The sequence below is a fragment of the Occallatibacter gabretensis genome, assembly GCF_001449115.1.
Lineage (GTDB): Bacteria > Acidobacteriota > Terriglobia > Terriglobales > Acidobacteriaceae > Telmatobacter > Telmatobacter gabretensis.
In genome coordinates, this window is the sequence record NZ_LAIJ01000010.1 from 535948 (window position 1) to 562244 (window position 26297).

General features: G+C 56.9%; 20 protein-coding genes and 1 pseudogene. 8 read left to right on the plus strand and 13 right to left on the minus strand.

Annotation, left to right across the window (positions count from 1 at the left end):
- Positions 1 to 45 precede the first annotated feature (45 nt).
- Positions 46 to 186 (minus strand): hypothetical protein, encoded by a 141-nt coding sequence (locus VO84_RS22640; RefSeq protein ID WP_157439992.1) that lies wholly within the window; start codon positions 184 to 186, stop codon positions 46 to 48.
- An 88-nt stretch (positions 187 to 274) separates the two neighbouring features.
- Between VO84_RS22640 and VO84_RS18450 the strand changes: the two genes are divergently transcribed.
- Entirely contained in the window at positions 275 to 1636 is a 1362-nt protein-coding gene (locus VO84_RS18450) for an aminotransferase family protein (protein WP_197414102.1), read from the plus strand.
- A gap of 51 nt (positions 1637 to 1687) precedes the next feature.
- On the opposite strand, the gene VO84_RS22255 is transcribed toward VO84_RS18450, so the two are convergent.
- Positions 1688 to 2824 carry an Ig-like domain repeat protein gene (locus tag VO84_RS22255; RefSeq protein ID WP_157439993.1) on the minus strand — a complete coding sequence of 379 codons (1137 nt, stop codon included), beginning with the start codon at positions 2822 to 2824 and terminating at the stop codon, positions 1688 to 1690.
- A gap of 478 nt (positions 2825 to 3302) precedes the next feature.
- A pseudogene (locus tag VO84_RS22920) lies at positions 3303 to 5399 on the minus strand (NHL domain-containing protein); the annotation flags it as partial.
- Between the two features lie 278 nt (positions 5400 to 5677).
- On the opposite strand from VO84_RS22920, the gene VO84_RS18465 reads away from it, so the two are divergent.
- Together VO84_RS18465 and VO84_RS18470 are read left to right on the plus strand one after the other, a co-directional pair.
- A complete protein-coding gene (locus tag VO84_RS18465; protein ID WP_058189194.1) occupies positions 5678 to 7687 on the plus strand; it encodes an ABC transporter ATP-binding protein in 2010 nt (669 codons plus the stop codon).
- Between the two features lie 29 nt (positions 7688 to 7716).
- Entirely contained in the window at positions 7717 to 9177 is a 1461-nt protein-coding gene (locus tag VO84_RS18470; RefSeq protein ID WP_058189195.1) for a DHA2 family efflux MFS transporter permease subunit, read from the plus strand.
- Here the strand turns inward: VO84_RS18470 and VO84_RS18475 are convergent.
- The 8 genes from VO84_RS18475 to VO84_RS18510 form a co-directional block, all read right to left on the minus strand.
- Positions 9174 to 9968, minus strand: coding sequence for a 3-keto-disaccharide hydrolase (locus tag VO84_RS18475; RefSeq protein ID WP_058189196.1), 795 nt, complete (start codon positions 9966 to 9968; stop codon positions 9174 to 9176). The genes VO84_RS18470 and VO84_RS18475 overlap by 4 nt on opposite strands.
- Positions 9969 to 10056: 88 nt before the next feature.
- A complete protein-coding gene (locus VO84_RS18480; RefSeq protein WP_058189197.1) occupies positions 10057 to 10470 on the minus strand; it encodes a thiol-disulfide oxidoreductase DCC family protein in 414 nt (137 codons plus the stop codon).
- Positions 10471 to 10500: 30 nt separating this feature from the next.
- The gene (locus tag VO84_RS18485; RefSeq protein WP_058189198.1) at positions 10501 to 11400 is read right to left on the minus strand and encodes a D-hexose-6-phosphate mutarotase; all 900 of its coding nucleotides are present in this window, start codon (positions 11398 to 11400) and stop codon (positions 10501 to 10503) included.
- Positions 11401 to 11691: 291 nt separating this feature from the next.
- Entirely contained in the window at positions 11692 to 11949 is a 258-nt protein-coding gene (locus VO84_RS18490) for a hypothetical protein (protein ID WP_058189200.1), read from the minus strand.
- A 408-nt stretch (positions 11950 to 12357) separates the two neighbouring features.
- Complete coding sequence (locus VO84_RS18495) at positions 12358 to 13050, minus strand: hypothetical protein (RefSeq protein WP_058189202.1); 693 nt, start codon at positions 13048 to 13050, stop codon at positions 12358 to 12360.
- Between the two features lie 533 nt (positions 13051 to 13583).
- Positions 13584 to 13943, minus strand: coding sequence for a GIY-YIG nuclease family protein (locus VO84_RS18500; RefSeq protein ID WP_058189204.1), 360 nt, complete (start codon positions 13941 to 13943; stop codon positions 13584 to 13586).
- A gap of 204 nt (positions 13944 to 14147) precedes the next feature.
- Positions 14148 to 15197, minus strand: a complete 1050-nt coding sequence (locus VO84_RS18505; RefSeq protein WP_058189206.1) for a ketose-bisphosphate aldolase — start codon at positions 15195 to 15197, stop codon at positions 14148 to 14150.
- A 152-nt stretch (positions 15198 to 15349) separates the two neighbouring features.
- Positions 15350 to 16117 carry a hypothetical protein gene (locus tag VO84_RS18510; RefSeq protein WP_157439994.1) on the minus strand — a complete coding sequence of 256 codons (768 nt, stop codon included), beginning with the start codon at positions 16115 to 16117 and terminating at the stop codon, positions 15350 to 15352.
- Between the two features lie 514 nt (positions 16118 to 16631).
- Between VO84_RS18510 and VO84_RS18515 the strand changes: the two genes are divergently transcribed.
- Both VO84_RS18515 and VO84_RS18520 read left to right on the plus strand, forming a co-directional pair.
- Entirely contained in the window at positions 16632 to 17978 is a 1347-nt protein-coding gene (locus VO84_RS18515; protein ID WP_157439995.1) for a hypothetical protein, read from the plus strand.
- A gap of 14 nt (positions 17979 to 17992) precedes the next feature.
- Positions 17993 to 19057, plus strand: a complete 1065-nt coding sequence (locus tag VO84_RS18520) for an NAD(P)H-dependent flavin oxidoreductase (RefSeq protein WP_058189211.1) — start codon at positions 17993 to 17995, stop codon at positions 19055 to 19057.
- Between the two features lie 96 nt (positions 19058 to 19153).
- On the opposite strand, the gene VO84_RS18525 is transcribed toward VO84_RS18520, so the two are convergent.
- Entirely contained in the window at positions 19154 to 19726 is a 573-nt protein-coding gene (locus VO84_RS18525) for a dihydrofolate reductase family protein (RefSeq protein WP_058189213.1), read from the minus strand.
- Between the two features lie 282 nt (positions 19727 to 20008).
- On the opposite strand from VO84_RS18525, the gene VO84_RS18530 reads away from it, so the two are divergent.
- Positions 20009 to 20374, plus strand: a complete 366-nt coding sequence (locus VO84_RS18530) for a PadR family transcriptional regulator (protein ID WP_058189393.1) — start codon at positions 20009 to 20011, stop codon at positions 20372 to 20374.
- A gap of 2 nt (positions 20375 to 20376) precedes the next feature.
- A complete protein-coding gene (locus tag VO84_RS18535; RefSeq protein WP_058189215.1) occupies positions 20377 to 23001 on the plus strand; it encodes an ABC transporter permease in 2625 nt (874 codons plus the stop codon).
- A 307-nt stretch (positions 23002 to 23308) separates the two neighbouring features.
- On the opposite strand, the gene VO84_RS18540 is transcribed toward VO84_RS18535, so the two are convergent.
- Positions 23309 to 23992, minus strand: coding sequence for a Rossmann-fold NAD(P)-binding domain-containing protein (locus tag VO84_RS18540; protein WP_058189217.1), 684 nt, complete (start codon positions 23990 to 23992; stop codon positions 23309 to 23311).
- Positions 23993 to 24322: 330 nt separating this feature from the next.
- Here VO84_RS18540 and VO84_RS18545 point away from each other — a divergent pair, with 330 nt between their 5' ends.
- The gene (locus VO84_RS18545) at positions 24323 to 26221 is read left to right on the plus strand and encodes a winged helix-turn-helix domain-containing protein (RefSeq protein ID WP_058189218.1); all 1899 of its coding nucleotides are present in this window, start codon (positions 24323 to 24325) and stop codon (positions 26219 to 26221) included.
- The last annotated feature ends 76 nt before the right edge of the window (positions 26222 to 26297 follow it).

Genomic DNA, 26297 nt, shown 5'->3' on the forward strand with positions numbered 1-26297 from the left:
GGCGCCGAGATGGCGCCTTTTGTGTTTGTGGAGAGTGTTGGCAGGTCAGGATTCTTTGCGTTCGGGCTGCCATTGATCGCTCGGGTCACGGTCGAGGCGGTCATGATATTGCTCCGGCTGCTCGCGACGCTGTTCCTGCTGGCGGCGCCATTCTTGTTCTTCGCGTTCTTCCCGGCCGTCGCTCATGGTCGGTCTCCCCATGTCCAGTGTAAGCCAGGCTCGCTCTGAGCGGCAGCGATGCCTTAGCATGGGAAACAACTTCTTCGAGAGGTACATGATGAGCGACACGCCGACTTCTACTGAATTAACTCCTGAACAGATTTCCAGCCTGACGCGCCAGACGAACTATGGGACGTGGCGATTCCAGAAGACGTGGAAACCGCTGCCGGTGATGGATGCTGAAGGATGCTGGTTTACGGATGGGGCGGGGAAGAAGTATCTCGATTTTTCTTCGCAGCTGATGTGCGTGAATCTGGGGCATAAGAATCCGCGCGTGGTGGAGTCGATTGCCGAGCAGGCGCGGGAACTGGCGTTTGTGGGGCCGGTGTATGCGACGCGGGCGCGGGCGCGGCTGAGCCAGAAGCTGCTGGAGGTGTTGCCGGAGGGGCTGAACAAGTTCTTTTTTGCGACGAGCGGCACGGAGGCGAATGAGGCGGCCTTCAAGATTGCGCGTATGGTGACGGGGAAGACGAAGATTATTTCGCGATACCGGTCGTATCACGGATCGACGATGGGAACGATTGCGGCGACGGGCGATCCGCGGCGGTGGGCTATGGAGCCGGGCGGCAAGGGCGGCGGGGTGGTATTTGCGCCAGAGACGAATTGTTATGACTGCCCGATCAAACATACGTATCCGAATTGCAACATCGCTTGCGCTGATTACATTGAGCACATGATTCGCAATGAAAGCGATGTTGCGGCGATTATCGTGGAGCCGGTGGTGGGAACGAATGGCGTGCTGGTGCCTCCGCCGGAGTATTTTCCGAAGCTGCGTGAGATTTGCGACCGGCATGGCGTGTTGCTGATTGCCGATGAGGTGATGGCGGGTTGGGGACGGACTGGGAAGTGGTTCTCAATGGATCACTGGGGGGTGAAGCCGGACATCCTGGTGACGGCGAAGGGAATTACGTCCGCTTATGTGCCGCTGGGGTTGTGCGCGACGACGAAGAAGATTGCGGAGTACTTCGAGGATCATTATTTTTCACATGGGCACACGTATGAGGCGCATCCGCTGACGCTGGGGCCGGCGGTGGCGACGATTGAGGAGATGCAGCGGTTGAAGCTGGTGGAGCGCGCGGCGGAGATGGAGCCGTATGTGCGCGAGAAGCTGATGGCGCTGAAGGAAAAGCATCCTTCGATTGGCGATGTACGCGGGTTGGGGCTGTTCTTTGCGGTGGAGTTGGTGAAGAATCGCAAGACGAAGCAGCCGTTCAACACGATGCGTGACAAGGTGGAAGGCAAGGCGCTGGTGGTGGACCAGATTGCGGCGAAGATGATGGCGGATGGTGTGACAATTCAGGCGTGGGTGAGCCATTTTGTAATTGCGCCGCCGCTGATTGTGACGAAAGAAGAGCTGGATCTCGGCATCGACGTGTTGGATCGGCATCTGGCGATTGCGGATGCGTTGGTGGAGTAAGGAATCGGCGCGGAAAGAGTTCTTCCGCGCCTTAAATGTTAGTTGAGGCAGCTAGTTGACGGTGAGTGTGAGTTGCGTTGTGTGCGTGAGTGAGCCTGCTGTTGCTGTGACCGTCAGCGTGTAGGTCTGCGATTGCGGCTGAGAGCCGCCGCCTCCGCTGCTGCTCCCTCCACCGCAGCCTGAGAGCGCAGTCAATCCGATTGCGCTTGCAGTACATACAGCGAAGAGGACAAGTGTTTGCGTGAGCCGGCGCCGATTGCGCCGCAGGGCGGTTAGTGGCAGCAGGATCAATCCCAGGGCCACTGGCAAGGCTTCTCTGCTCTGCGGAGAATGCTTTGGCACAACTGCGGCGGCCTGTGCAGGCACAGCTACGGACAGGGTGACATTGGTTGCTCCAGAGCCTGCGGGTACGGAGGCGGGCGAGAAGGTTGCAGTAGCGCCAGCGGGAAGACCTGAAATGGTGAATGTGATGGCCGTGGGTGTTGTGGTGCCCGAAGGCGGAGTTACTGCCAGCGTATAGGTGGCAGTGCTGCCCGGCGATACGCTGGCTGAAGTAGAGCTTCCGCTGGGCGGAGCGATTGTGAAGTCATCGATAGTTTCGCTGAGCGCGGTGCTTGTGACTGCGATGAAGGCTGTGTCTCCGGAGTAGACGGCGGTGATGGAGTGCGAGTCTGCGGTAAGCGAGGATGTGGTGTAGGTTGCCGAGCCTCCGCTCAACGTGCCTGTGCCTAATTGAGTAGTTCCATCGAGAAATGCGACTGTGCCGCTGGGTGAGCCGGAGGTGGAGGAGACAGTAGCGGTGAAGGTGACTGCGTTGGATGTAAAGGAGGGATTCGCGGAGGCTGTGAGCTGGATGGTTGGCGTGAGCATGGTAATGGTGTAGCTCGCGCTGGCTACGGCGCTTTCGATGTAATTGGTAGTTGCCGCGATCGCCTGAAGAGTCCCACTTGAGGTAAGCGTGAGCGGCTTGCTGTACACCGAAGAGCCAGTCGACGGAGTGCTGCCATCGGTTGTGTAGTAGATTGTTGCGCCGGGTGTCGTGTCGGTAATGCTGACTGTTTGTGCACCGGTATAAGTACCTGGGGGAAGACTGAAGGTTGGAGTGGCGGTGGGGGGGGGGGAGGGTACTTTCGCCGTAGCCACGATAACCATTGCCGGCGAGTGTAGTGATGATTCCTGTTTTTGCATCAATTCTTCTAACGGTAGCCGGAGAATTCGAAAAGACGATGTTACCGGGAGAGTCGATCGCAATGCCCCACACTGTTTCAATTGAGGCTTGAGTGGCGACACCTCCGTCACCCGATATGGTGTAATCTCCGTTTCCTGCGACCGAAACGATTGTTCCGTCCGCTGCAGAAACTTTTACAATGCGTTGATTGAATGAGTCGCAAAAATACAGGTTGCCGCGGGAGTCAATCGCTAAACCTCGCGGCGCAATGTATATATCTGTAGCTGCAGTGCCATCCAGGATGCCGTATGTTCCTCCTCCGGCGACAGTCGTAATGATGTCAGTTGATAGATTGATCTTGCGTATACGATTGTCTCCAGTATCGGATATGTAAAGATTGTCGGAGCTATCAATCCTTAAGCTGATTGGAAAGTTAAGGAGTGCAGAATTAGCTGGACCGCCGTCACCGAGTGTGCCGTACTGTCCTGGCCCGGCGATGGTGGTAATAATTCCGGTTCCAGCCGCAACCATACGAATTCGATTGTTGTTTGTGTCGGCAATGTATAGATTTCCTGCCTTATCAAAAGCCAGGCCGCGAGGGGCATATAACTGTGCAGCGGTCGCCGGGCCATTGTCACCGGTGAAGCCATACGTGCCATTGCCTGCGAAAACAGCGGCGATTTGCGTGCCGGAAGCGACCTTCCAGACGACATTATTGTCGGAATCAGCGATGTAGAGATTGCCTGAGGCATCGAAGGCTACGTCTTGGGGTTGGTCAAGCTGCGCGCTTGTAGCAAGTCCGCCAGAACCCGAAAAACCGGTACGTCCGATACCAGCTATTGTCGAAATAAGCGCGGACGGAGGAGTTGTGATCGTATATGTGGCTGTGGCAGTCGTGCTGGGGAGATAGCCAGGTCCAACCGTAGCTGCCTGAACGGTTACTGAACCGCTCACATCGACTAGACCGTGATAGCCCTCGCTTGCAGTAGTGACCTGCGAGCCATTGAATGCAACGTAGATTTTGGCGCCGGGCGTGGTGCTAGTAATCGTGAGGTTTTGCGGGCCGGAATATGTCCCCGAAGCGACACTGAAAGCAGGCGCGGCGGCTGTCTGCGTGGGAGGTGGCGCGGCAGCAGTAATCTTTCTGACGCCATTGTGTCCAAGATCGGCGAGATAAATATTTCCCGTACCGTCCAGGGCGATGTATTGCGGATATGTAAGGCCTACACTTGTGGCGGGACTTCCATCTCCTGAGATGGTGTACGGGTTTTGAAACGCGCCGGCAACGGTGTTGATTATGCCGCCTGTGTTTACTTCGCGAATTGCGAAATCAAATTCGTCAGCAATGTATAAATTGCCTGCACTATCGAATGCCAATCCGGAGGGCGAACTCAGGTATGCGGAGGTTGCAGGAGTGCCATCTCCCCACTGTCCGATGCCCGCTGTCACACCTGCAAACGTTGTGAGAGTACCTTGCGAGCTGATCTTGTAGACAACGTCGCTATCGGAAGCTGCGACGTATAGATTGTTCTGTTTGTCGAATGCAAGACCCCCGATCGAACCAAAATATATCGCTGGGTTGGTCACTACCTGAGAAGCGTTCCCGGTTGCTGCGTCTACTTTCCAGACGTAATATACCGCTCCGATATAGAGATTTCCTGAAGAGTCAAGGGCCAATGCTCCGATGTAGCCGAAAGAGATGTTAGTGGCGGTGCTGTTCGTGCCACCCGTTCCATTCGGATTTCCTGCGTAGGTGGATATAACTCCGGTGGAAGCCTCTACTTTGCGCACTACATTGTCGCCGTTTTCTGCAATGTACAGATTGTCCGCGGAGTCGATGACGATTGAGCTTGGCTCCCACAGTTCCGCGCTTGTGGCGGGACCGCCGTCGCCGGTATCTCCGTAAGTGCCGGTTCCGGCAAACGTGGAGATGATGCCAGTGCCGGCTGTGATTTTACGCACGACGTTATCTCCGAAGTCCGCGACATAGACGTTGCCTGCTGAATCGACAGCCACGCCTTGAGGCTGGCCGAATTGCGCCAGGAGAGCGGAGCCTCCATCGCCGCTATAGCCGAGGGTGTCGTTGCCGGCGATGGAGTACACATACGGAATATTGGATGAGGCGATGTTGTATTGCGCGGAGGCGTATCCGCTTTCAGCATAATTGGTGGCTGTGGCGACTGCTACCAGGACTTCAGAAGAAGAAACGGTGATGTTTGCAGGGCAGGGTGTCAGGGTACCGATGATGCCGGGAGGATAAGAGGTTACGGGAACCGTTCCATTTGTGGAGCAATAGATGGTTGCGCCCGGCGTTGAGTCAGTAATGCTGACTGTCTGGGTGCCGGAGTAGCTGCCGGCGGGCACGGAGAACTGCGGCAGCGCTACCTGCGGCGTAGAATCGGCCCGCTTTGCCTGCGCTTTTGGTCTGCGGGCGCTCAGGACGGCATCTGTCTGACGCATGCGCTGGTCTGGTGGGGTTGTGCCGGGTCGTATTGTGGCTTGGGCGGGCGCGGAGAGCGAGATGAAGCCGGAAACTACAAGAAATACGAAAGAGAGGGTGGCGAAAACCAAGGGAAACCGCAGACGTCTGCGCATGACACAGGACTCCAGAGATATCGAATACTTATGCAGCCGATTCGATAGATATGTTGAGGCCGCAGCTCTCTCGAGAATCGAAGTTGATCGAGGGATTGCGGGCTATCTTAAATTGGACTGGTGTGAGAGCCGGGAGAAGGATATCACAGCAAATGAAGGGTTGTTTTGTGAGATCTGCGTACGATCTTTGAATTTCAGCCGGTGGGATGTGAGGGAGCGGTGAAGGCGGCTTTGCGCCCGCCCTCGTACAATAAAGCGAGGACACTTCCCGGCAACCGATGACGGACCAAACAAAGCCCAAAGACGAAAAAGCCGACAAGAAACAGGCCCGCAGGCAGGATGAAGATCCGGTAGGGAAGGTCTACGACTCGGCGCTTGTGAGGCGGCTGGCTGTTTACATGCGCCCGTATTGGGTGCAGGCTGCGATTTCGTCTGTTTCCGTGACGCTGAAGGCGCTGAGCGATGTGGCGGGGCCGTACTTTGTGAACGTCGGCATTGACCGCTACATGACGCATGAGAACCGCGGGTATACGGCGTGGCTTGGCAAGCGGCTTTCGCCCGATCCTTGGACCGGCATTACGCAGCTGGTGTGGTTGTACCTAATTGCGCTGGTTTCGGCGTATCTCTTCGAGTTTATCCAGACGTATCTGATGCAGTGGGTTGGGCAGAAGGTGATGTTCGACCTGCGGCGGGAGATCTTTCGGCACATGCAGCAACTGCATGTGGGGTTCTTTGACAAGCACGCTGTGGGACGGCTGGTGACGCGGCTTACGTCGGATGTGGATGCTGTGAATGAGATGTTCACGGCAGGCGTTCTGGCGATTGTGGACGACTTTTTCACGCTTACATTCATGGGCATTGTGATGCTGAGGGTGGAGTGGTGGCTGGCGTTGCTGGCGTTTGCGGTGCTGCCGGTGATCTTTATCGTGACGAATGTCTTTCGCAAGAGCGTGCGCGAGAGCTACCGGAGGGTGCGGGCGGCGATTGCGCGCATCAATTCATTTACGCAAGAGCACATTGGCGGCATGAGCGTAGTGCAGCTCTTCAACCGCGAGGATCGGGCATTTAATGACTTTGAGACGGTGAACCGGCAGCACATGGTGGCCTTCAAAGATACGGTTTTTGCCTATGCACTCTACTATCCCGCTGTAGATTTTCTGTCGATACTGGCGGTGGCCCTGGTGTTGTGGGGCGGGGGCTTCAGCATACTGCGGCATGGCGCGGTGACGATTGGAATGCTGGCGCTGTTCAATATGTATTCGCAGCGTTTCTGGCGGCCGATTCAGGATTTAAGCGACAAGTTCAATATTCTGCAGGCGGCGATGGCTGCTTGCGAGCGCATTTTCAAGCTGCTGGATGAGAAGCCGGAGATTGTGAGCCCAGCGAAACCAGTTGCGGGCGATGGATCGAATCGCATCGAGTTCAGGCGTGTGTGGTTTACGTATCAGCAGCTAGGCCCGGAACAGCTTGAGATGGTAGCGAAGGCTGCGAGATCCGAGGCGAGCACGGCAGAGCTTGAAGCGCTGAAGGAGATTGACTGGATCCTGCGCGATGTGTCATTCACGGTTGATGCGGGACAGACGGTGGCGATTGTGGGCCATACGGGCGCGGGCAAGACGACCCTGACAAGCCTGATGATGCGCTTCTATGACATGACGGCAGGCGCGGTTCTGCTGGATGGCGTGGATGTGAGGGAGCAGGATCTGCATGATCTGCGGCGACACTTTGCTGTCGTGCTGCAGGATCCGTTTCTGTTTACCGGGACGATTGCGGAAAACATCCGGCTGGGGAATGCGGCGATTGACGATGCGAGTATGCGGCAGGCAGCACTGGATGTGAATGTACTGGATTTTATCGAGAGCCTGCCGGGCAAGTTCGATGACCCGGTACGGGAACGGGGCAACTCGCTTTCGACGGGACAGAAGCAGCTGATTAACTTTGCGCGAGCGTTGGCGTTTAATCCGCGGATTCTGATTCTGGATGAAGCTACGTCAAGCGTGGATACGGATACCGAGCTACGGATTCGCGGTGCGTTGGAGCGCATGGTTGAAGGGCGCACGAGCGTTCTGATTGCGCATCGGCTTTCGACTGTGCAACGAGCGGATACGATTCTGGTGATGCACAAGGGCCAGCTACGCGAGATCGGAAGCCATCAGCAGTTACTGGCGATGCGCGGGTTGTACTGGAAGCTATATCAGTTGCAGTACAAGGACCAAGAGGGGCTTGCGGTTCCAGCAGCTGCGTCTTCTGCAGGACTGGCTGTCCAGGCAACTTCTGCTGCGACATAATCAACAAATTTACTGCGGTCGCGAGGCTCATGAGTTCACCCGAAATCTCTACAGGCCATGCGGAGCCGCCGGAGCTTTCAGCAGCGGCGAAGCAGTTGCTTCCGTGGCTGGTGGCTGTGGCGTTGTTCATGGAGTCGCTGGATACGACGATTCTGAACACGGCAGTTCCGGCGGTGAGCGAGGCGCTGAATGTGGCTCCGCTGGCGATGAAGGCGGTGCTGGCGAGTTACACGCTGGCGCTGGCGGTTTTTATTCCGATCAGCGGATGGATGGCGGACAGGTTTGGGACGCGCCATGTGTTTACTTCAGCGATTGGGCTGTTCACGTTAGGGTCGCTGTTGTGCGGGTTGAGCAGCAACATTCATTTGCTGGTGGCTTGCCGCGTGCTGCAGGGCATGGGCGGGGCCATGATGGTGCCGGTGGGACGGTTGACGCTGGTGCGTGCGTTTCCCAAGCATGAGCTGCTGCGTGTAATGACATTTATTGCGCTGCCGGCACAGGTGGCGCCGATGCTGGGACCGATGGCGGGCGGGCTGATTGTGGCCTATTTCCACTGGCGGGTGATCTTCTTTCTGAATGTGCCCATTGGACTGCTGGGTCTGGTGCTGGTGTACATGCATCTGCCGGATTATCGAGAAGAAAAGTCGCATCCACTGGATTTTGTGGGGCTGGTGCTTTTCGGATCGGGGATTGCGCTGCTCTCGTATGTGCTGGAGGTCTTTGGCGAGCATCAGTTGAGCACACTAGAGATTGCGGGGTTGCTGGGGCTTTCGGTTTTACTGCTTGCGGCTTACTGGGTGCATGGAAGAAAGCTGGAGTTTCCGCTGCTGAATCTTTCGCTGTTTAACATCCGGACGTTTCGCGCGGCGGTGAGCGGGGGATTCTTTACGCGGCTTGGCATTGGCGGCGTGCCGTTTCTGTTGCCGCTGCTTTATCAGTCGGGGCTGGGTTTTACGCCGATACAGTCAGGCCTGCTGATCATGCCGCAGGCGATTGCCTCCATGGGAATGAAGGCGATTTTGCGAAAGCTGCTTAACGCCAGAGGCTACAAGATGGTGCTGCTGGTAAATACGCTGATCGTGGGCGTGCTGCTCGGGCTGTTTGCGGTGATTGGTCTGCAAACGCCGGTGTGGGTGATTGTTCTGATTGCGGTGCTGTATGGAGGCTGTACATCGTTGCAGTACTCAGCGATGAATACGCTGGTGTTTGCCGATGTGGAGGAGAAGGATACCTCGATGGCAAGCTCGGTTGCCAGCACGGGGCAGCAGCTATCAATCAGTTTCGGCGTGGCGGCGGCCGGGTTGACGACGGCATTTTTTGTACCCGGATCGGCTTATACCAATCCGGGGTTGATGGTTGGCGGCATACATAAAGCGTTTCTATGGCTGGGCGTGATGACGATGTTCTCCACGCTGGTGTTCACGGGGCTGAAACGCAGCGACGGCGAATCTGTGACTGACCAGAAAGAACATGAAACGCATGTGGGTTAGGGAAGCTCGCGCACCCAGATGTTGCGGAAGCTGACGGGTTCGGATTTATCGCCGTGGGCCTGCAGCTTGATGGGAGCCGTGTCGTACTTCTTGTAGAACGGCTTGCCGATGTAAAGGGTCTGGCCCTTGAGCTCGAAGTGGTTTTCTACGACCACTCCATTCCAGAAGACGGTTGCGTACGCGGGCGTTTTAAGAGAGCCGTCTTCATTGAAGGTGGGCGCGGTCCAGACGACGTCATAAGACTGCCACTCACCGGGCTTGCGGGCGGCGTTGGCGAGCGGGATGGCTTGTTTGTAGAGGCTGCCGGCCATGCCGTTTACGTAGGTCTCGTTCTGATAGTTGTCGAGGACCTGTAGCTCGTAGCCGTCGTCGCCCAGGCCGGTGGAGGCGAGAAAGACGCCGGAGTTGCCGCGGGCCTGGCTGGTGCCGGTGATGTTGGGCGGAATGCGCCACTCGATGTGGAGCTGATAGTCCTTGAAGCGGCGCTTGGTTTCGATGTTGCCGGTGCCGTCTTTGACTACGGTGAGGATGCCTTTGTGGACCGCCCAGGTGACGGGCGTGTGGTCCTTTACTTTGACCCATTCGTCGGTGTTCTTGCCGTTGAAGAGGATGATGGCGTCGGATGGTGGCGCCGTGATGGTTGCGGCGGGTGTGACGACGGGTGGAGCGGGCTTCCAGATTTCGGTTTCTTCGGGCTTGGGCTTGATGTCCGTTGTTGGGGCGGGTTGTTGAGCCGCCGATGCGGTTGCGGCGATGAGGGCAGCGAGGATAGAAAGCCGGAAGAGTCGCATATTGGTCACGCCGCGAGTTTATCAGGGGACTGGCCGTCCAGGCGACTGCGCCTGCGGCGCCAGAGCGGCCATTTTGCATAACTGATTCTCAATCGAGAAAGCGGCCTTCAGATCCGGGGACGAAAGCGCAGGCGGGGTTGCTGCTTGGCTGAAGCGCGTGGCGGTGGCGTGCGATGAAGGCGTAGACGCTGTCGCGAAGGGGACGCGGGATTTTCAGCAGGAGCCGGGCAAGAGTTCTGTAGCCATTGAGCTCGCTGGCGATTTTCAAGACTGCGGTGGAGCGGGTGAAGAGGTCTTCCGATGTGAGCAGGAGGACAGTTGATCCATTCAGGAGGCTGGCGTCGTGGATGCGGGCGCGGGCAGCCTGTGAGTTGAGTGTGGCGAATTGGAACTTTGCTGCAGGATCGTGGCGGAGGACGAAGACCACCCAGCGATTGCAGAGGTGACAATCTCCGTCGTAGAAGATGATGGCTTCGGGTTGTGGGAACGCGGCCACAGCCATCTGATGCTTGGCGACACCTGAAAGATGAGCTTAAAGACTCGCTACGCGCAAGGTTGCGGCGAAGATGTGTTCGGCGGCTGGGGCTACATCGACTGCGCTACTCAGGATATTTGAGGCTTCTACGCAGATCATTTCGCGCCATTCCTCATCGCCGAGATCGGAGAGCGATGCTGCTCCTTGCTGCCATGGATTCCAGGTAATGGTGGTGGCGGAGTTTGTTTTTTCTGTGATGAGCTTGCGCTTGAGCACCGGATCAGCGACTGAGAGCGTGGAATGTGTATCGATGTAGGCGTTGTCTGTGGGGCCGGACATTGCGAGGTCGCCGTGCTGGGTGTTTTCGGTGTTGTTGTGGACGTTATCGAGATAGACGGTGCCGTCCAGTCCGGAGACGGATGCTTTTTCTACATCGCCGACGCGGAAGTAGGTGTGCAGGGCTTCTTCAATCTTGAAGCTGCGTGGGCCGGTGTTACGGGTGATTAGCTCTAGCTTGAGTTCGGAACCGATTGTGATGCGGTGCTTGAGGTTGAAATCGTAGGGCCAGAATTTTCTTGTCGCGTCGTTGCTGGTGATGATGAGCGAGATGACGACGATGTCGGCTTGTTGCGAGATGGACTCGATTTGCCAGGCGGTGGTGCGGACGACTCCGTGGGAGGGCGCTGTGGGGTCATCGGCTTTGGAGCGGAACCAGGGATAGCAGATGGGAATGCCGCCGCGAATGGCTTTTCCTTCCTGCCAGTGCGACTGTTTTGAGAGGAAGAAAACTTCCGAGCTGTGTGCGGGAATCCACGAGGTGACTTGAGCGCCGTGGATGTAGATTTCCGCTGTGGCGGCGGTTGTGGTGACGCGGATTTTGGGCAGGCTGCTTTCGCCTTCGACGATCTCCGCTATGCCGGGGAGACCGAGTGTCTGGTTTAGTTCTGATGCTGTCATGTGTGGGTCTCAGTATTCCATATTTGCGGGGGCTGAGAGGCTGGCTGGTGGCGGTGTGCGTACAGAAGTACAGATGTACAGAAGTATTACCGGCTAGAATTCGTGTTTTTGGTGTTTCCGGTTTGTGTAAACATCTGATCCAGAGAGAGTTGATTGCATAAATTCCATTTCGAAAGGGTGCGAAAGTGCGGCTTAATTGTGGCCAAAATGCGTTTTCTTGAAGCTGATTTTTGCGTTTTTGAGCTGTTTGCGTACAGAAGTGCAGAAATACCTGGCCCTAGAGGGGGTGGATCATCGACGACGGCTTTCGATCTGGTGGGCGAGGCGCATGATTTCTATGCCCATGCTCTTTTCCTGCTGCGGCGGGAAGTAGTGGTTGAAGAGATGGCTGTCGGTTTGGTTGAGGCCGGGAGCACTGGCGGCGGGAGCTTTTTCGAGGGTGGTGAGGAAGGCGCGGAGCAGCTCCGAGACGGTCATGTTGCGGTGGGCTGCGGCAAGGCGGGTGTGCTGGAGGAGTTCGTCGGAGAGTTTGAAGGTGATGTTTGCCATGGAATGCTCCTTGAAGCAGAGATCAGGGTTCAGGAAAAGAAAAGGCCCGAATCCGTATAGGACTCGGGCCTCGTTTTTTCTCTACCTGAGATAAGTATGACAGATTGCTGGAAATACTACGCAAATTGCGCGAAGAATTTTGTGTTGATGATAAGGGGGTTAGAAGATATTTTTTGGGGAAGGGCTTGACAAGATTTTAAGACAGGGCGGGTTACGCAAAAGCGGGTCCTTCCCTCCGCCTGAAAGACGGCTACAGTCAGGATGACGACCATTTGGAGTGAGGGAACGGCTACGGTTAGGATGACGGTCTTTTGTGGTGGAGTGAACGGCTGTGTTTGGGATGGCGATTGTTTGGGATGGCGATTGTTTGTGATGGGGTGCGTGGGGTTGCTGTTGTTTCTGATTCAACTAGCGAGGCGGTATTCCCAAGCCATCCCAATCTGTCCAATCGTCCAAGACGGACGGGGAGTACGAGAAGAAATCAAAGCTCTCTTTCTTTAGTTCATCCACATTGGCGTACAGGATGAGTTCGGCCTTGTCTTTGCCGCCGTGACCACGATGATTCAGGTAGTCAAAGTGAATTGCTGGAGTTGAAGGCAGCACTATTGGCAGCCTTACCGGAGGTTCGTCTCGAAAATAGCGGGTCTGGTCCAGCTGAGTCTGGGCGACTCCGTCGCCGGGAAAGCGAGGTATAGACGCTGGATTCTTTGGATTAGCCATGTCCACATAGTTGTCTCCCAACGGGTGTAATGTTTTGGGAGGATAAACCGCATATACGAGGGCCGTATGCCCTGCATTGGCCATTAGATCTCCAACTTCAGGCCCCCGCTTATTGATCACGAAATTGTGTTGGAACAGGTTCCTTGCGCCTATGTTCGCCTTCACCACTTCGATGAACTTCTGCTTGTCGTCGCCCCAGAATAGGCGCTTCCATTCATTACGGAATCCAGTGACAATGCCAGACGAAGTTGCCTGAGTGGCCTTTGAAATGAATCGCGCACCTCTATCGTCAGTAAAACTGACGCATAGGCCATTCAATGAGGCAAATTCGATGAGAATGCTCACGGATAGATCGGCGCAATCATCCGTGGATTTCTCCATGTGCGGAGCGCGGTGACCGACATAGCGCCGATACCCTGCGTAGTATGAGCCATTCTTCCAAGAGGCATGGTGACGCCAGGCTGCCATATATAAGTCCTTTGAGCCGAGATAGACCGTGGAATAGACAGGCCAACATATTACGCCTGTGCATGCATGGTGGTTGAAAGGCGGCGGCCGTTACAGGGAGGCAGGTCGAAGGATTTTGCGCTGGGGGGCAAATATGGGTTGGCAAAAGCAAAGCGGGTCCTTCCCTCCGCCTGAAGAACGGCTACGGTCAGGATGACGACCATTTGTGGGGAGCGGGCGCTGCGATCGCGATTAGGCGGTTGGGTTTGAGATTGAAGGTTGTTGTCGTGCTTTTCGGAAACACGTCTCGCTGATGGGCATGCGATCTGGTGGCGGAATTTGCAAAAGCAAAAGCGGGTCCTTCTCTCCGCCTGAAAGGCGGCTACGGTCAGGATGACGACCCTTTGTGGTGGAGCTAGGGGCTGCGGTCAGGATGACAGTCATTGGGGGTGAGCGAGCGACTATGGTCAGGATGACGGGCTTTTGTGGGATAGTGGACGGTTTTGCTCGGGACTAGAGTTGTTGGCGATGAGATGGGGATACCAGGGTTCGCTTAGGTCTTCCCATGTGGGATTGTTCTCTGCGATGAGAGCGAGCTTTTTTGCGCGGAGCCAGCCTTTTAGTTCCTTCTCCCTGTAGATGGCGTCTCCCCTGACGATGTAACGCTCGAACCATACCAGGCGGGTGCAGTTGTATTTGGCGGTGAAGCCGGGGAAGGTTTTCTGTTTATGCTGGAAGATGCGCTGGAGGAGATTATTTGTAACTCCGATGTATAGGGTGCGGCTTTTACTTGCCACTATGTAGGTGAAATAGAAGTTGGCGGGCATGAGGGTTGAGGGTAAGTTAGCTTAATGTGTTTGGAAAAGCCAAGATAAAAGTAAATGCAAAAAAACAGAAGCAGGTCCTTCCCTCCGTCTGAAGAACGGCTACGGTCAGGATGACGACCTCTTTTATGTGGGAGAACTAAAGGAAAAGGAAAGGCCGCTCTGTGGGAGCGGCCTTTGGTTTTGTGTTTCTGGTGATGACAGAGATTACTTAGTTGCCAAAGATGGGCGGGTGTCGAGGGCGCCGCTGGCGTAGCCTTCTTTCATCGCTTCGATGGAGAGAGGCTTGTAGTCTGCGCCGTGGCCGGCCTGGCCGAATTCGCGCATGCGCTCGGCTACGAGCTTCTGCATGGCTTCGCGGGCGGGCTTGAGGTAGTCGCGGGGATCGAACTTGTCGGGGGTTTCGGCGAAGACCTTGCGGATGGCGCCGGTGATGGCGAGGCGGCTGTCCGTATCGACGTTGATCTTGCGGACGCCGTTCTTGATGCCGAGCTGGATCTCTTCGACGGGGACGCCCCAGGTTTCCTTGAGGTGGCCGCCGTATTTGTTGACGATGTCCTGGAGTTCCTTGGGCACAGAGCTTGACCCGTGCATGACGAGATGGGTATGCGGCAGTTGCTTGTGGATGGCGATGAGCAGGTCCATCTTGAGGACGGAGCCGTCTGGCTTCTTCGAGAACTTGTATGCGCCGTGGCTGGTGCCGATGGCGATGGCGAGGGCGTCTACGCCGGTGCGCTCGGCGAACTCTACGGCCTGGTCGGGGTCGGTGAGGTGCTCGAGGCCGGTGCCTCCTGCGCCGTGGCCGTCTTCCACGCCGCCGAGGACGCCGATTTCGCCTTCCACGGTGACGCCGCGATCATGGGCGTATTCGACGGTGCGGCGGGTGATTTCGACGTTCTCTTCAAAAGTGTTGGGGGTCTTGCCGTCGGTCTTGAGCGAGCCGTCCATCATGACGGAGGTGAAGCCGAGTTCGATGGCGGACTTACAGGTCTCGAAGCTGTTGCCGTGGTCCTGGTGCATGGCGATCATGACTTCAGGATGGAGTTCGTTGGCGGCGAGGATGAGGTGGTAGAGATAGCGATCTTCAGCGTAGGAGCGCGCGCCGCGGCTGGCCTGGATGATGGCGGGAGAGTTGGTCTCGATGGCTGCGCCGACGATGGCCTGAATCTGCTCCATATTATTTACGTTGAATGCGCCGACGCCATAACCGCCCTTGGCGGCTTCGTCGAGGAGCTGCCGCATGGATACGAGAGGCATAAGAATTCTCCTTATTGAGTGGTGATTGAGCGCGTCGAGCGGGGGGACGAACATATGCCCTGCGGCGCGTATTTCTATCGTCCTAATGGTAGCAGGAATGGATGGGTGCGGGATTGTGAGCGAACGCACAATCCCGCTGGAACGGAGAGGGATTAAAAGGAAAGTTTCAATGTGACGGAGCTGGAGGGATCGGAGGAGTTGCCGGGGTGGCCGGGAGTGTGGCCTCCGATGCCGTTTTGCCCGCCGCCGGGTCCGTTCATTTCCATTGCGGAGCCTACGCCTACTTTTGCGGAGGCAGAGAAATCGACGTGGCCGCTGCGGGCATGAGGACTTTCATAGACGGCGGAAGGTGAGCCGAAGCCGCTTGCATCTTTGAACTGGAAGTTGTTGTTGAGTGAGAAGGGCGGCTGATATGAGAGGCGGAAGTTGCCGAGTGATGAGTTGACGGGAAGATTGAGGCCGCCGCGAAGCAATTGATTGGCTGAGGGTAGCGCGCCGAGGACAGAGGCTGCATTGGTGTGTCCGCCGGCGGCGAGGCCACGGCTGACGTCGCCGCTGAGCTGGGAGATGGAGCCGGGGTTGAAGCTGCTGGCCCGTCCGCCGCGGAAGCCATTGCCGGATGTGCCGCCGAACTGGTTTCCTGTGTTGCCATCGAAGAGATCTGTAGATCCGGTACCGAAGGAACTGCCATCGACGGCGTTTCCGGTATCGCTGCCGAATCCGCTCGGCAGGCTGTTGTCGAAGTTGCCTGAACCAATGCCTGCTCCGGTTCTGGTTTTCATTTCGGAGCCATAGTGCATGGTGTCCTGAGAGCTGGAACTGAAGGCTGGTCCGCTGCCTGATCCATTACTGCCTGGTCCTCCGGGCCTGTTGCCGCCGGGACCGCCAGAGCCGCCGCTGTGCAGGCCTGCACGTTTCATGCCGGCTTCCTCCAGATCACGCGCAAGGCCTTTCCACGCGTTGCTGGAGTTATGGTTTGGGTCAGACGTGCCGAGGTTAGAGGCCTGGGGCAAATTGTCTGCGGGCGGAGCTTTGTCCGCAGGTTGCTTGGGCTGGGCGGTGGGAGCTGAGGCTGCGGGAGTTTGCTCCGGCGTTTGAGAAGGAGTCTGACTGGAAGTTTGGGCCTGGAGTGAAGTCGAAGCGAAAAGAACGATTGCTGCTAAAGATAGGGAAAAAGACCAGTGAAATACAGAATGCAGACAGCGGACCACCAACCACCTCCGAGTATCGATCAGAGGAATTTAGAAACACGTTCTGTGAGTTGGACGAGTTTTGCGGAAGGCAAGCCTACACGCATGTGGTTTGAGCGGCGCTGGAAAATGTTGCTGGAAAGGCGAGATGGGCTTGACATTGAGGAACGTGCATTGGGAGCATTGTGCGATGCGTAAGTGGACTTTTTTCAATTGCTTTGGGATGGCGATCGGATTGTTGTGCATGGCAGTGACTGCTGCGGGGGCGCAGACGGAGCCAGCGGGAAGTACTTCCGCGCCGCAGGCGGCCGTGCCGCAGGTTTCCACGCGGAAGGCGCAGGTGGAACGGTCGTTGGGCGAAGAGCTGAACGGCATGAACGTGCGCGAGGTGCATATCTTTTTTATTCATGGGATCGGGTCGGAGGGCCCGAACTCGCATGACTCGGAGCTGCTGCGGAAGAGTATCTGCGCATATGTGAAGAACTGCGTGAAGCCGGAAGGCGAACAGGTGGGCGGCTACGACTATGCGGATGGGGCGAAGTTTGGAATGAACGAAGCTCCTCCGACGATGCGCTACATGGGCAGGCCGGTGTGGAATTCGCCGGAGGAATGGCATGCGGCAGCGCCGTTTGTGGTGCATTACAAACTGGCACGAACGAGCGGACGGACGATTTATCTGGATGAGCTGAACTGGTGGCCGCTGGTTTTTGCGCTGAAGTGCCGGCAGATTATTGTGTCGGATGCGCTGCTGGCCGGGCCGGCGGCGAAACATATCCAGACGTGTTCGACGCGCGAGCCTGACCCCGCGGCACCGGGGCGGTTTATTTCCTATGACTGGATTAACCCGGATGAAGCGAAGCAACTGTTGACGCAGCCGAAGCGGGCAGCGCTGATTAACCGGACGCTGAAGATGGATATTACGGACTGGGGGTTTGCGGATGCGGTTGCTTCACTGGGGCCGCTGCACGACCTGCTGGTGCAGGGGATTCGGCAACTGATTCTGAAGGCTGTGCTGGATTCGCCGATGACGGTGCGGGATTTGACGCCGACGCCGCTGCTGTCCCCTGTGCCGGATCAGGATTTTGTGATTGTTTCGCAATCGCTGGGGAGCTACCTGATTTTTTCAGCGCTGAGCGTGAACGAAAAAGACAGGGCGACTCCGATTCTGATGCAGGCCGCGGTGGCATATATGCAGGTGCTGCGGCAGACTGCGCTGGTGTACTTTTTTGCCAACCAGGTGCGGATGCTGGAACTGGCGAACCTGGAGGAATCTCCGACGGATAATTTTGTTTCGCACCTGGAGGACTGGGGTAAGCTGCGCTGCGACTATGAGATGTCTGCGCCAGGGGCGGACCCGAATGCGCCATGCAGGCTGCCGAAGATTGTGGCGCTGAGCGACCCTAGCGATCTGCTGACGTGGCGGGTGCCGAAGCTGACGACGGTGGATGTGCAGAATGTGTATGTGAAGAATGCGATTCACTGGTTCTGGCTTTTAGAAAACCCGATCAGGGCACATCTCAACTATTCGACTGACAAGCGGGCGATTCGAGAGATGCTATATCCTACGGCGGCGCCGGACCTGGAAAAATAGCCGGACAGGAGAAGATGGTGACAGCGTTTCTGGACCGCATTGGCATCGATCTTCCCATCATTCAGGCTCCGATGGCGGGCGTGCAGGGGAGTGCGCTGGCTGTTGCTGTGTCGAATTGCGGCGGGCTTGGGTCACTGCCTTGCGCGATGTTGACCGGCGCTCAGATCCGAGCGGAAGTGGCGGCGATTCGAGCGGCTACGAGCAAGCCATTCAATGTGAATTTTTTCTGTCACACGCCTCCTGAGCCTGATGCTGTTCGAGAGGCTGCATGGCTCGCGGCGCTGTTGCCGTACTACGAAGAGCTGGAGGTTGATCCTTCGACGATCCCGACGGGGCCTGGGCGCGCGCCGTTTACCAGCGAGGTTGCGGATTTGCTGGAGGAGATACGTCCGCCGGTGGTGAGCTTTCACTTTGGATTGCCGTCGGATGAGTTGCTGGCGAGGGTGAAAGCTACGGGGGCGTTTGTGCTTTCTTCGGCGACTACGGTTGAGGAAGCGGTTTGGCTGGAGGCGCGTGGAGCGGATGCGGTGATTGCGCAGGGAGTGGAGGCCGGTGGGCATCGCGGGATGTTTCTGACGGAGGATATCTCTACTCAGGTTGGGACGATGGCGCTGGTTTCGCAGGCGGTGGATGCGGTGAAGGTGCCGGTGATTGCTGCTGGCGGGATTGCAGATCATCGGGGTGTGCGAGCTGCCTTGGGGTTGGGGGCGGCTGCGGTGCAGATTGGGACCGCATACTTGTTGTGCCCGGAGGCAACTACGAGCCGGGTGCATCGGGCTGCGTTGCGGGGAGCTGGCGCGAGAGATACGGTGCTGACGAGATTGTTTTCGGGGCGGCCTGCGCGGGGGATTGTCAATCGACTTATTCGTGAGATAGGTGCGATGAACGAGGTGGCTCCGGAGTTTCCGCTGGCTTCGCTGGCGCTGGCTCCATTGAGAAGTAAGGCGGAAAGTTTGGGATTTGGTGATTTTTCGCCGTTGTGGAGTGGGGAGAATGCTTCCGGGTGTGCGGAAATTCCGGCTGCTGAGTTGACGCGGCGGCTCGCCGGGGTTGGTTCAAAACAGATAGCTTCCGCTTAGAGGGGTTTTGAGTCGTTCGGCTCGGTATTGGTTCGTTGAGTGGATTGGCGATCTGGCTCAATCCAGCTGTGTCTCTTCCGCCATGCGCGTTTGTCGTTACCTCTTTAGCGTGTTGTAGTCTGTCGGCACTTGCGCAGCAGGAGCGTAGGTCAAGCGAATCACGTCTCCGGCGATTAGTTCGTTCGCAACTAAACGGAGCGACGGCAGAGGGCCCGAGAAAAACGGTTTGCCGCTACCAAGCACGACAGGGTGCAGGTAGAGTCGATATTCATCAATGAGACCAAGGCCGGTGAGGGCTCCAGCCAGGTCCGGGCCCCCGGCTTCAATTTCCCCAACGAGCTGTGCCTTCAGTCCTCGTATCAACGCGTCGATGTCATCGGCGACAAGAGTTGCATTGGGCCCGACCGACTTCAACGAGCGCGACACAACCCACTTTGGTTGACTGCGCCATGCAGCCGCGTATTCATGTTCTTCCGCGCCCCAGTTCGCCTGGTCTTCATCCCAATAACGCATGATCTGATACATGCGGCGACCGTACACCATGCCCGAAAGTCCGCGCACATCCTCGATGAAGTGACGAAAGAGCGCGGGGCGAGGTACAAATTTTTCGTGGTCGTGGTCGACATAGCCGTCCAGCGATTGGTTCAATGCATAGACGAGTTTTGCCAAGTTACAGACCTCCAAGACAGATGTCAGAACGCCTCTGAGGTGAGGTTACATAAAGATGAAACTCGCCGCAATGTCTTTACCGGCTGATCGCTGACGCTAAGGGCGTTTGTCGTTACCAGCCATGTCGCGGATGCGCAAACGGAAGGTCGATGATTGCATTGGCGTGTTGTCGTCAGTATAGGACTCCTTGCTCTGAGCAGCCCTGCTTCTTAGCGTACATTTTTAATGAGGCTCCCAACTCCTGTTGACATCCGACCCAAGATAATGCCAAGCTTAGGTCGGATGCCTTCCCAAGACAATCCCGACGATCGCATCGCCCTCTTGCAGGGCACGCTCGACTTGCTCATTCTCAAAACCCTCAGGCTCGGCTCGTGTCACGGGCAAGGCATAGCGCGCTCCATACAACGTCAGTCGGAAGAGGTCTTTTTCGTTGATCATGGCTCGCTCTATCTTGCTCTCCAGCGCCTTGAAGACAGGAAGTGGATCAGCGCCAAGTGGGGCGTTAGCGAGAATAACCGTAAGGCCCGCTTCTATTCGCTGACTGGTAAGGGCCGCCAGCAGCTCGTAGAAAAGACCAGCGAATGGCAGCGGCTGACGAGAGCGATGGGATTGATTCTGGATGGTCGACCGAGCAGCGAGGAGGTCTAGTCATGTTCAAACGCAGAAGAAGCGCTGACGATTTTGCCGAGGAGATCAAATCGCATTTCGAGCTCGAGGCCGATGAGTTACAGAGCGAAGGCTTGAGCGAAGAAGAGGCGCGTCACAGGGCAAGAGTCGAGTTCGGCAACGCGCAGGCAGCACAGGAACGCTTCTATCTCCGAAGCCGTATCGTATGGTTCGACAATCTGCTCCACGATATTAAATTCGCGATTCGTCAGCTGATAAGAAATCCGAGTTTTGCCTCCGTCGCAATCGTCACCCTTGCGCTGGGCATCGCCGCCAACAGCACGGTCTTCAGTTGGATCAACTCGACTCTACTTGACCCCATTCCCGGAATCGCGCACACCAGCGACATGATCACGATCATGCGGGGCGAAAGAAGCGAGCATCCAACGCCTCCGTTTTCGTACCTGGACTTCGCAGACCTTCGCGATCGCACGCAGACCCTCAGCGGATTGCTCGCGTATCACGACGACTACATGGCGATCACCGGATCGGACAAGCCAGAGCGCGTTTATGGAACACTGGCGTCGTCGAATTACTTTGAGGTACTTGGCGTGCGCCCGATCCTGGGCCAAACGCTTCAATCGACTGCGCCCAATGAGCGGCTGGGTACAGCGGAAGCGGTGCTCAGTTACGGCTTATGGCAGAAGCATTTTGGCGCGGATCCTTCCATCATTGGAAAAACCGTTGAGATCAATCTGCATCCGTACACAATTGTTGGTGTCGCCCCCGAGGGTTTTCAGGGTTGCAAGAGCGGGTTGCAGTCCGATCTATGGATACCGCTTGGCATGGAGTCGCAGGTTTGGGGCTCCGATCGAATCAAGTATCGCGACACCCTCTGGCTCAACGTGCTTGGCAAGCTCCAGCCGGGAGTCGATCATCACCAGGCTGAGAAAGAGCTCAATATCCTGATGCAGCACATCGCGGAGCAGTTTCCGGATGCGCACCAGGGACCGAACATGATCTCCTCCGATCCCTTGTGGCGGTCGCCCTTTGGAGTGAACGTCTATCTTTCCGGAACCCTGCCCATTCTTTTGGCGCTGGCTTTGGTGCTCTTGCTGCTGGCCTGCGCGAATGTGGCGAATCTTCTGCTGGTGCACTCGGTGGCCCGCCGGCGCGAATTTGCCATCCGCCTGTCGATGGGAGCAAGCCGCCGGAGGCTGGTGCTTCAACTGATGGTGGAGAATGTGCTGATCGCTCTCGCAGGAGGCGGACTCGCGCTGTTGTTGACTATGTGGACGGCACACGGATTGTCTGCGTTTCTGCCGGCCACGACGCTTCCTCTCAGCCTGAATGGAAGCGTTGACAGAACGGTGCTGGTGGCGACCATTATGATTTCGCTTCTGACGGCCGTGGTGTCCGGCGTAGTGCCTGCGCTTCGCGCTTCCAGCCTCTCTCCGGTGTCTGCGCTCAAAGACGAAGCACTCAATAGCTCCGCAGGGATCCACAAGTCGCGCCTGGCAGGAGCACTGGTCGTTGGACAGATTGCGCTGTCGCTGCTGCTGCTGGTCTGTGCCGGATTGTTCGTCCGCAGCCTGCAGAGCGAACAGAGCTCCGATCCGGGGTTCGATCCCAACCACGTGTTTTTGGCCTACTTTGATCTGAGGCCCGTTGGCTATTCCAGAGCGCAAGGCATTCAGTTTGATAGACAAATGCTTGTGCGCCTGAAATCGCTGCCGGGCGTACAGTCTGTCACTGTGGGGGATTTCGCGCCGCTGAGTTTTAGCATCCGTACGGACTTTATCCAGCCTGAAGGCTATGTACCGCGGAAGAACGAGTCCATGGAGGTCGACAGAGGTGTGGCGGGACCGGAGTATCTGCGAACGGTGCGTACAGCATTGCTGGCGGGACGGGACTTTACCGACAGGGACGATGCCGGCGCGCAGCCGGTCTCGATTGTCAACAAGGCATTGGCCGACCGCTATTGGCAGGGGCAGGACGCGCTCGGCAAGCGGCTACAGGTTGCCGGACACTGGACGACGGTGGTTGGTGTGGCCGCCAACGCGAAGTACCGGCGCCTGGTTTACGATGCTGCGCCACTGGTGCTGATTCCGATGTTGCAGAGCTACCGAACCGACCAGGTTCTATATGTGCGTGTAGCCGGCGATCCTCTGTCCTATGCTTCTTCTGTGGAACGAACAGTCCACGGACTCAATTCTGATTTGCCGCTCTTCAACGAGACCACGCTCGCTGCGAACATGCAGTTGGGGAATGCCTTCGAGCGCATCGAAGCAGCCTTCGCAGGTTCATTCGGGCTGTTGGCTCTTATCCTCGCCGCCATCGGAGTTTATGGTGTGGTTGCCTATGCCACGAAGCAACGCACTCATGAAATCGGCATTCGCATAGCACTCGGCGCAGGCAAGCAAGACATTTTTCGCCAGGTCTTGGGACGAGGCTTGCGCCTTGCGGGTTTTGGAGTGGTTCTCGGGCTGATGATCTCATTTGCTCTTACCCGCTATCTACGTGGAATGCTCTATGGCGTGGGGACTGCGGATTGGCTGACATTCGTTATAGTTGCCATTCTGCTCTGCGTCATTACACTGATTGCCTGTTTTGTTCCTGCCCGCCGAGCAGCATCTGTAGATCCCATGCAGGCCTTGCGGACAGAATGACCAAGGTAAACCGACATCGGACTTACAGCATGACACCGGAATGGCGCATCATCGCCAAAGCACTCGTTGAGAAAGATAAGTAACGAGAAGTCCGCTTCTGTGTACCACTCTCATTCTTAATTGGCGATAACAGGGCAACGCGCTTATTGAACGCGACTCGTCCGCTGCTTGTCTCGATTTGATCCTCGGCGATTTAGCGGCGACGGGGGATTGCTCTGGAGGGAATGGCCACTCAAATCAGCCGGTAATACGGCTCGCCGTTTTTTTCTCTTGCCATTTATTTAGATTGTGCCTCAGGCGAAAACTCCTAAGGCACGCTATTGAGCTGCTCGGCGAGTTTTTTCATGGCTGCATTTTCGCGGGTGACTTCACCTGTCTCACGGCTGTGCAAGGCTATCTCGGCGGCGATGGAGCGGCCGAGAATTTTTTGATCGATATTGCCGAATGAACCAGGGACGAGGTTTCCCAACCAACCGACCCAGGTGGGCGTGTGAGCATTGCCGACAATGATGCCGGGGCGAAAGATGGCCAGGCGGGTGAAACTGATGTTGCGCACGGCGTCTTCCTTCATGCCCATGATTCGCGCATAGCGAATCCAGCTGCTCGCTGTGCTTCCTGCGGCGGAAAGGAGGCAAAACTGGGCGACCCCGACGTCATGGCAGCCCCGTGCGAAGGCACCGACGACGCCGATCTCAAGTTGCTTCAATTCTTCTTCGCTCCAGCGGGCCGATCCGGAACCGACGCCGACGCAGCTCACGGCGCTGACGGGCCCGTGGCTTAAAACTTCGCGGGCCAGGACGGCAGTGCGCTCGGAAAAGTCAGCCGCGCCGGTATCAAGAACGATGTTGCGCACTCGCGATTGCGGCGCAATGGGCTTTCTGGTGATCATTACCACTTCCCGGCATTCCGAAGTAGCGAGCAGCTCCGCGACAGCCGCACCGCCGACTTGTCCGGTGCCACCGAGGATGATTACGGCGAAATTCTGATTCACAAACAGGACCTCTGCTGAAGTAAGGATGCAACAACGCGCTCAGCAAGGCGGCGAAAATGCGTCCGGGTGCGTGGAAATTCCTGCTGCGGAGTTGACGCGGCGGGTGGCTGGGGTTGGGTGAGAATATATGGCTTCCGCTAAACCCTGAAGCGGAGTTGAAGCTTCGTATCCGATGTTCGGTTAGCAAATTGGTGATCATGCGCTAACGGATGCGCGCTGGTTTCTGAGCAGGCGAAGCCACGTACTGAGGCTGCTGACGAAAATCGCAGATGAAATCACCCTTCAGAGCCAATGCTAAACTCGGTGCTGGCAGACGCGCGGGGGAGAGAAGTGTCGGTTTCGCCCACTGAGAACGTGATTCGCTTCGGCCTTTTTGAGCTGGAACTGAAGAGCGGCCAACTTCGCAAAAATGGCAGCCGGATTCGCATTCCACGGCAGCCTGCTCAAGTGCTTGCCCTGCTGCTTGAGCGGCCGGGCGAAGTGGTAACGCGAGAAGAGCTTCGCCAGAGGCTGTGGTCGCCAGACACTTTCATCGACTTCGATCATGCACTGAATAAATCGGTGCAGAAGCTTCGAGATGCGCTGGGAGATTCGGCAGAATCACCGCGGTTCATTGAGACGATTCCACGAGTCGGATACCGGTTTATTGCGCCTGTGAAGGAGAATGCGCGCCGAGTCATCGAGGAGCTAGATGAGCAGACGGGCGATGAGCTACCTGCAGAGCCCGCCAGCGATAAGAACACACTAATATTGCCAACGGAACCCCGGACCAAAACGGGTTGGTTATTGGTGGCTGGATGCATGGCTGCACTGCTGATGGGCGCTGGATGGCTGGCTTACACAAAGCACGAAAGAGAACAACAGATAGCCCCAGTTCATTCCCTTGCGGTGCTTCCTCTAGACAATTTATCGGGCGACCACGAGCAGGATTACTTCGCGGACGGGATGACCGATGAGTTGACGACCATGCTGGCAAAGGACTCCACGCTGCGTATCGTCTCGCGTACGTCCGCCATGCAATACAGAAGAGCGACTCGGCCTCTGCCTGAGATAGCGCAGGCGTTGGGAGTGGATGGCGTGGTGGAGGGCTCAGTGGAGCGAAGTGGCGACAAGGTCCATATGACGCTGCAGTTGATTCAGGGCTCATCTGATGCGCATGTGTGGGCGGAGAGTTATGACCGTGATGCGAACAACACGGTTTCCCTGCTGAACGAAGCGGCAATGGCCATCGCGAAGAAGACGAATAGCGCAGTTGCGGAGCGGCCCCCGGCCCGCTACGTGAACCCGGAGGCGCATGACGCTTATATGCGGGGGGAACATCTCTGGTATAGCGAAAACAACAGCGATAAGGCGAAGGATTACTTTCAGAGAGCAGTCGAGCTGGAGCCGGACTACGCGTTAGGCTGGCTGGGCCTTTCGCAATACTACGGGAGCAACTTGCTGAATGGCCGGATGAACCCCATGGAAGGGCTTGTGCCCATGGAAGCGGCCGCGCAAAAAGCAGTCGAACTGGATGGCTCGCTTCCTGACCCGCATATTGCGCTGTGTGGATCGATCTTTTTCAAGGAGCATGACTGGGCGCGCGCCGACAGGGAATGCATGCGCGCCATCGATCTGGATCCAAGATATGCGTCTGCATATCGCATGCGCGCGAGACTTTTCGGGGCAGTCAATCGTCACGACGAGGGCATCGCGCAGGAGAAGATTGCCACCGAGCTTGATCCATCGGGCGACCAGTGGGGACTGGCACGCTCTTATCTATGGGCACGAAAGTATGACCTTGGCATTGCTGATGCGCGCCTGCGCCTTGAATCCAGTCCGCACAACGCGAAGACGTTAGAAAACCTGGCTGCCCTTTACCGGTGCAAGGGAATGTACGAAGAGGCTGCACAGGCCTGGGAAGATATGTTTTCCGCGCGGGGCGATGAAGTATCAGCATCGAGCGTGCGGCGAGCCTTTGCGGAGGGAGGCTATACGGCGGTAGTTCGTTGGAACCTGGCTGACCTGAAAAAACAATCCCTGCAGCACTATGTTTCCCCGGTCCTTTTGGCGCTGGCGCATGCGCAATTGCAACAGCGAGAGGAGACGCTGAATTCCCTGGAAGAGGCTTATCGCAGTCGTGATCCTCTGCTGCTGTGGGTCCAGGATGATCCTGCCTACGATTTTGTTCACTCCGATGAGCGCTATCGGTCGGTCATCAAGGGGATGGGGCTGCAGCCCGCGTATTGAGTTGGCGAAGAGTGCAACACCGCTGACAGTTCCATGCGGAAATGCCAGCGGCTGCGCGAAAACAAGGTAGGTCCTC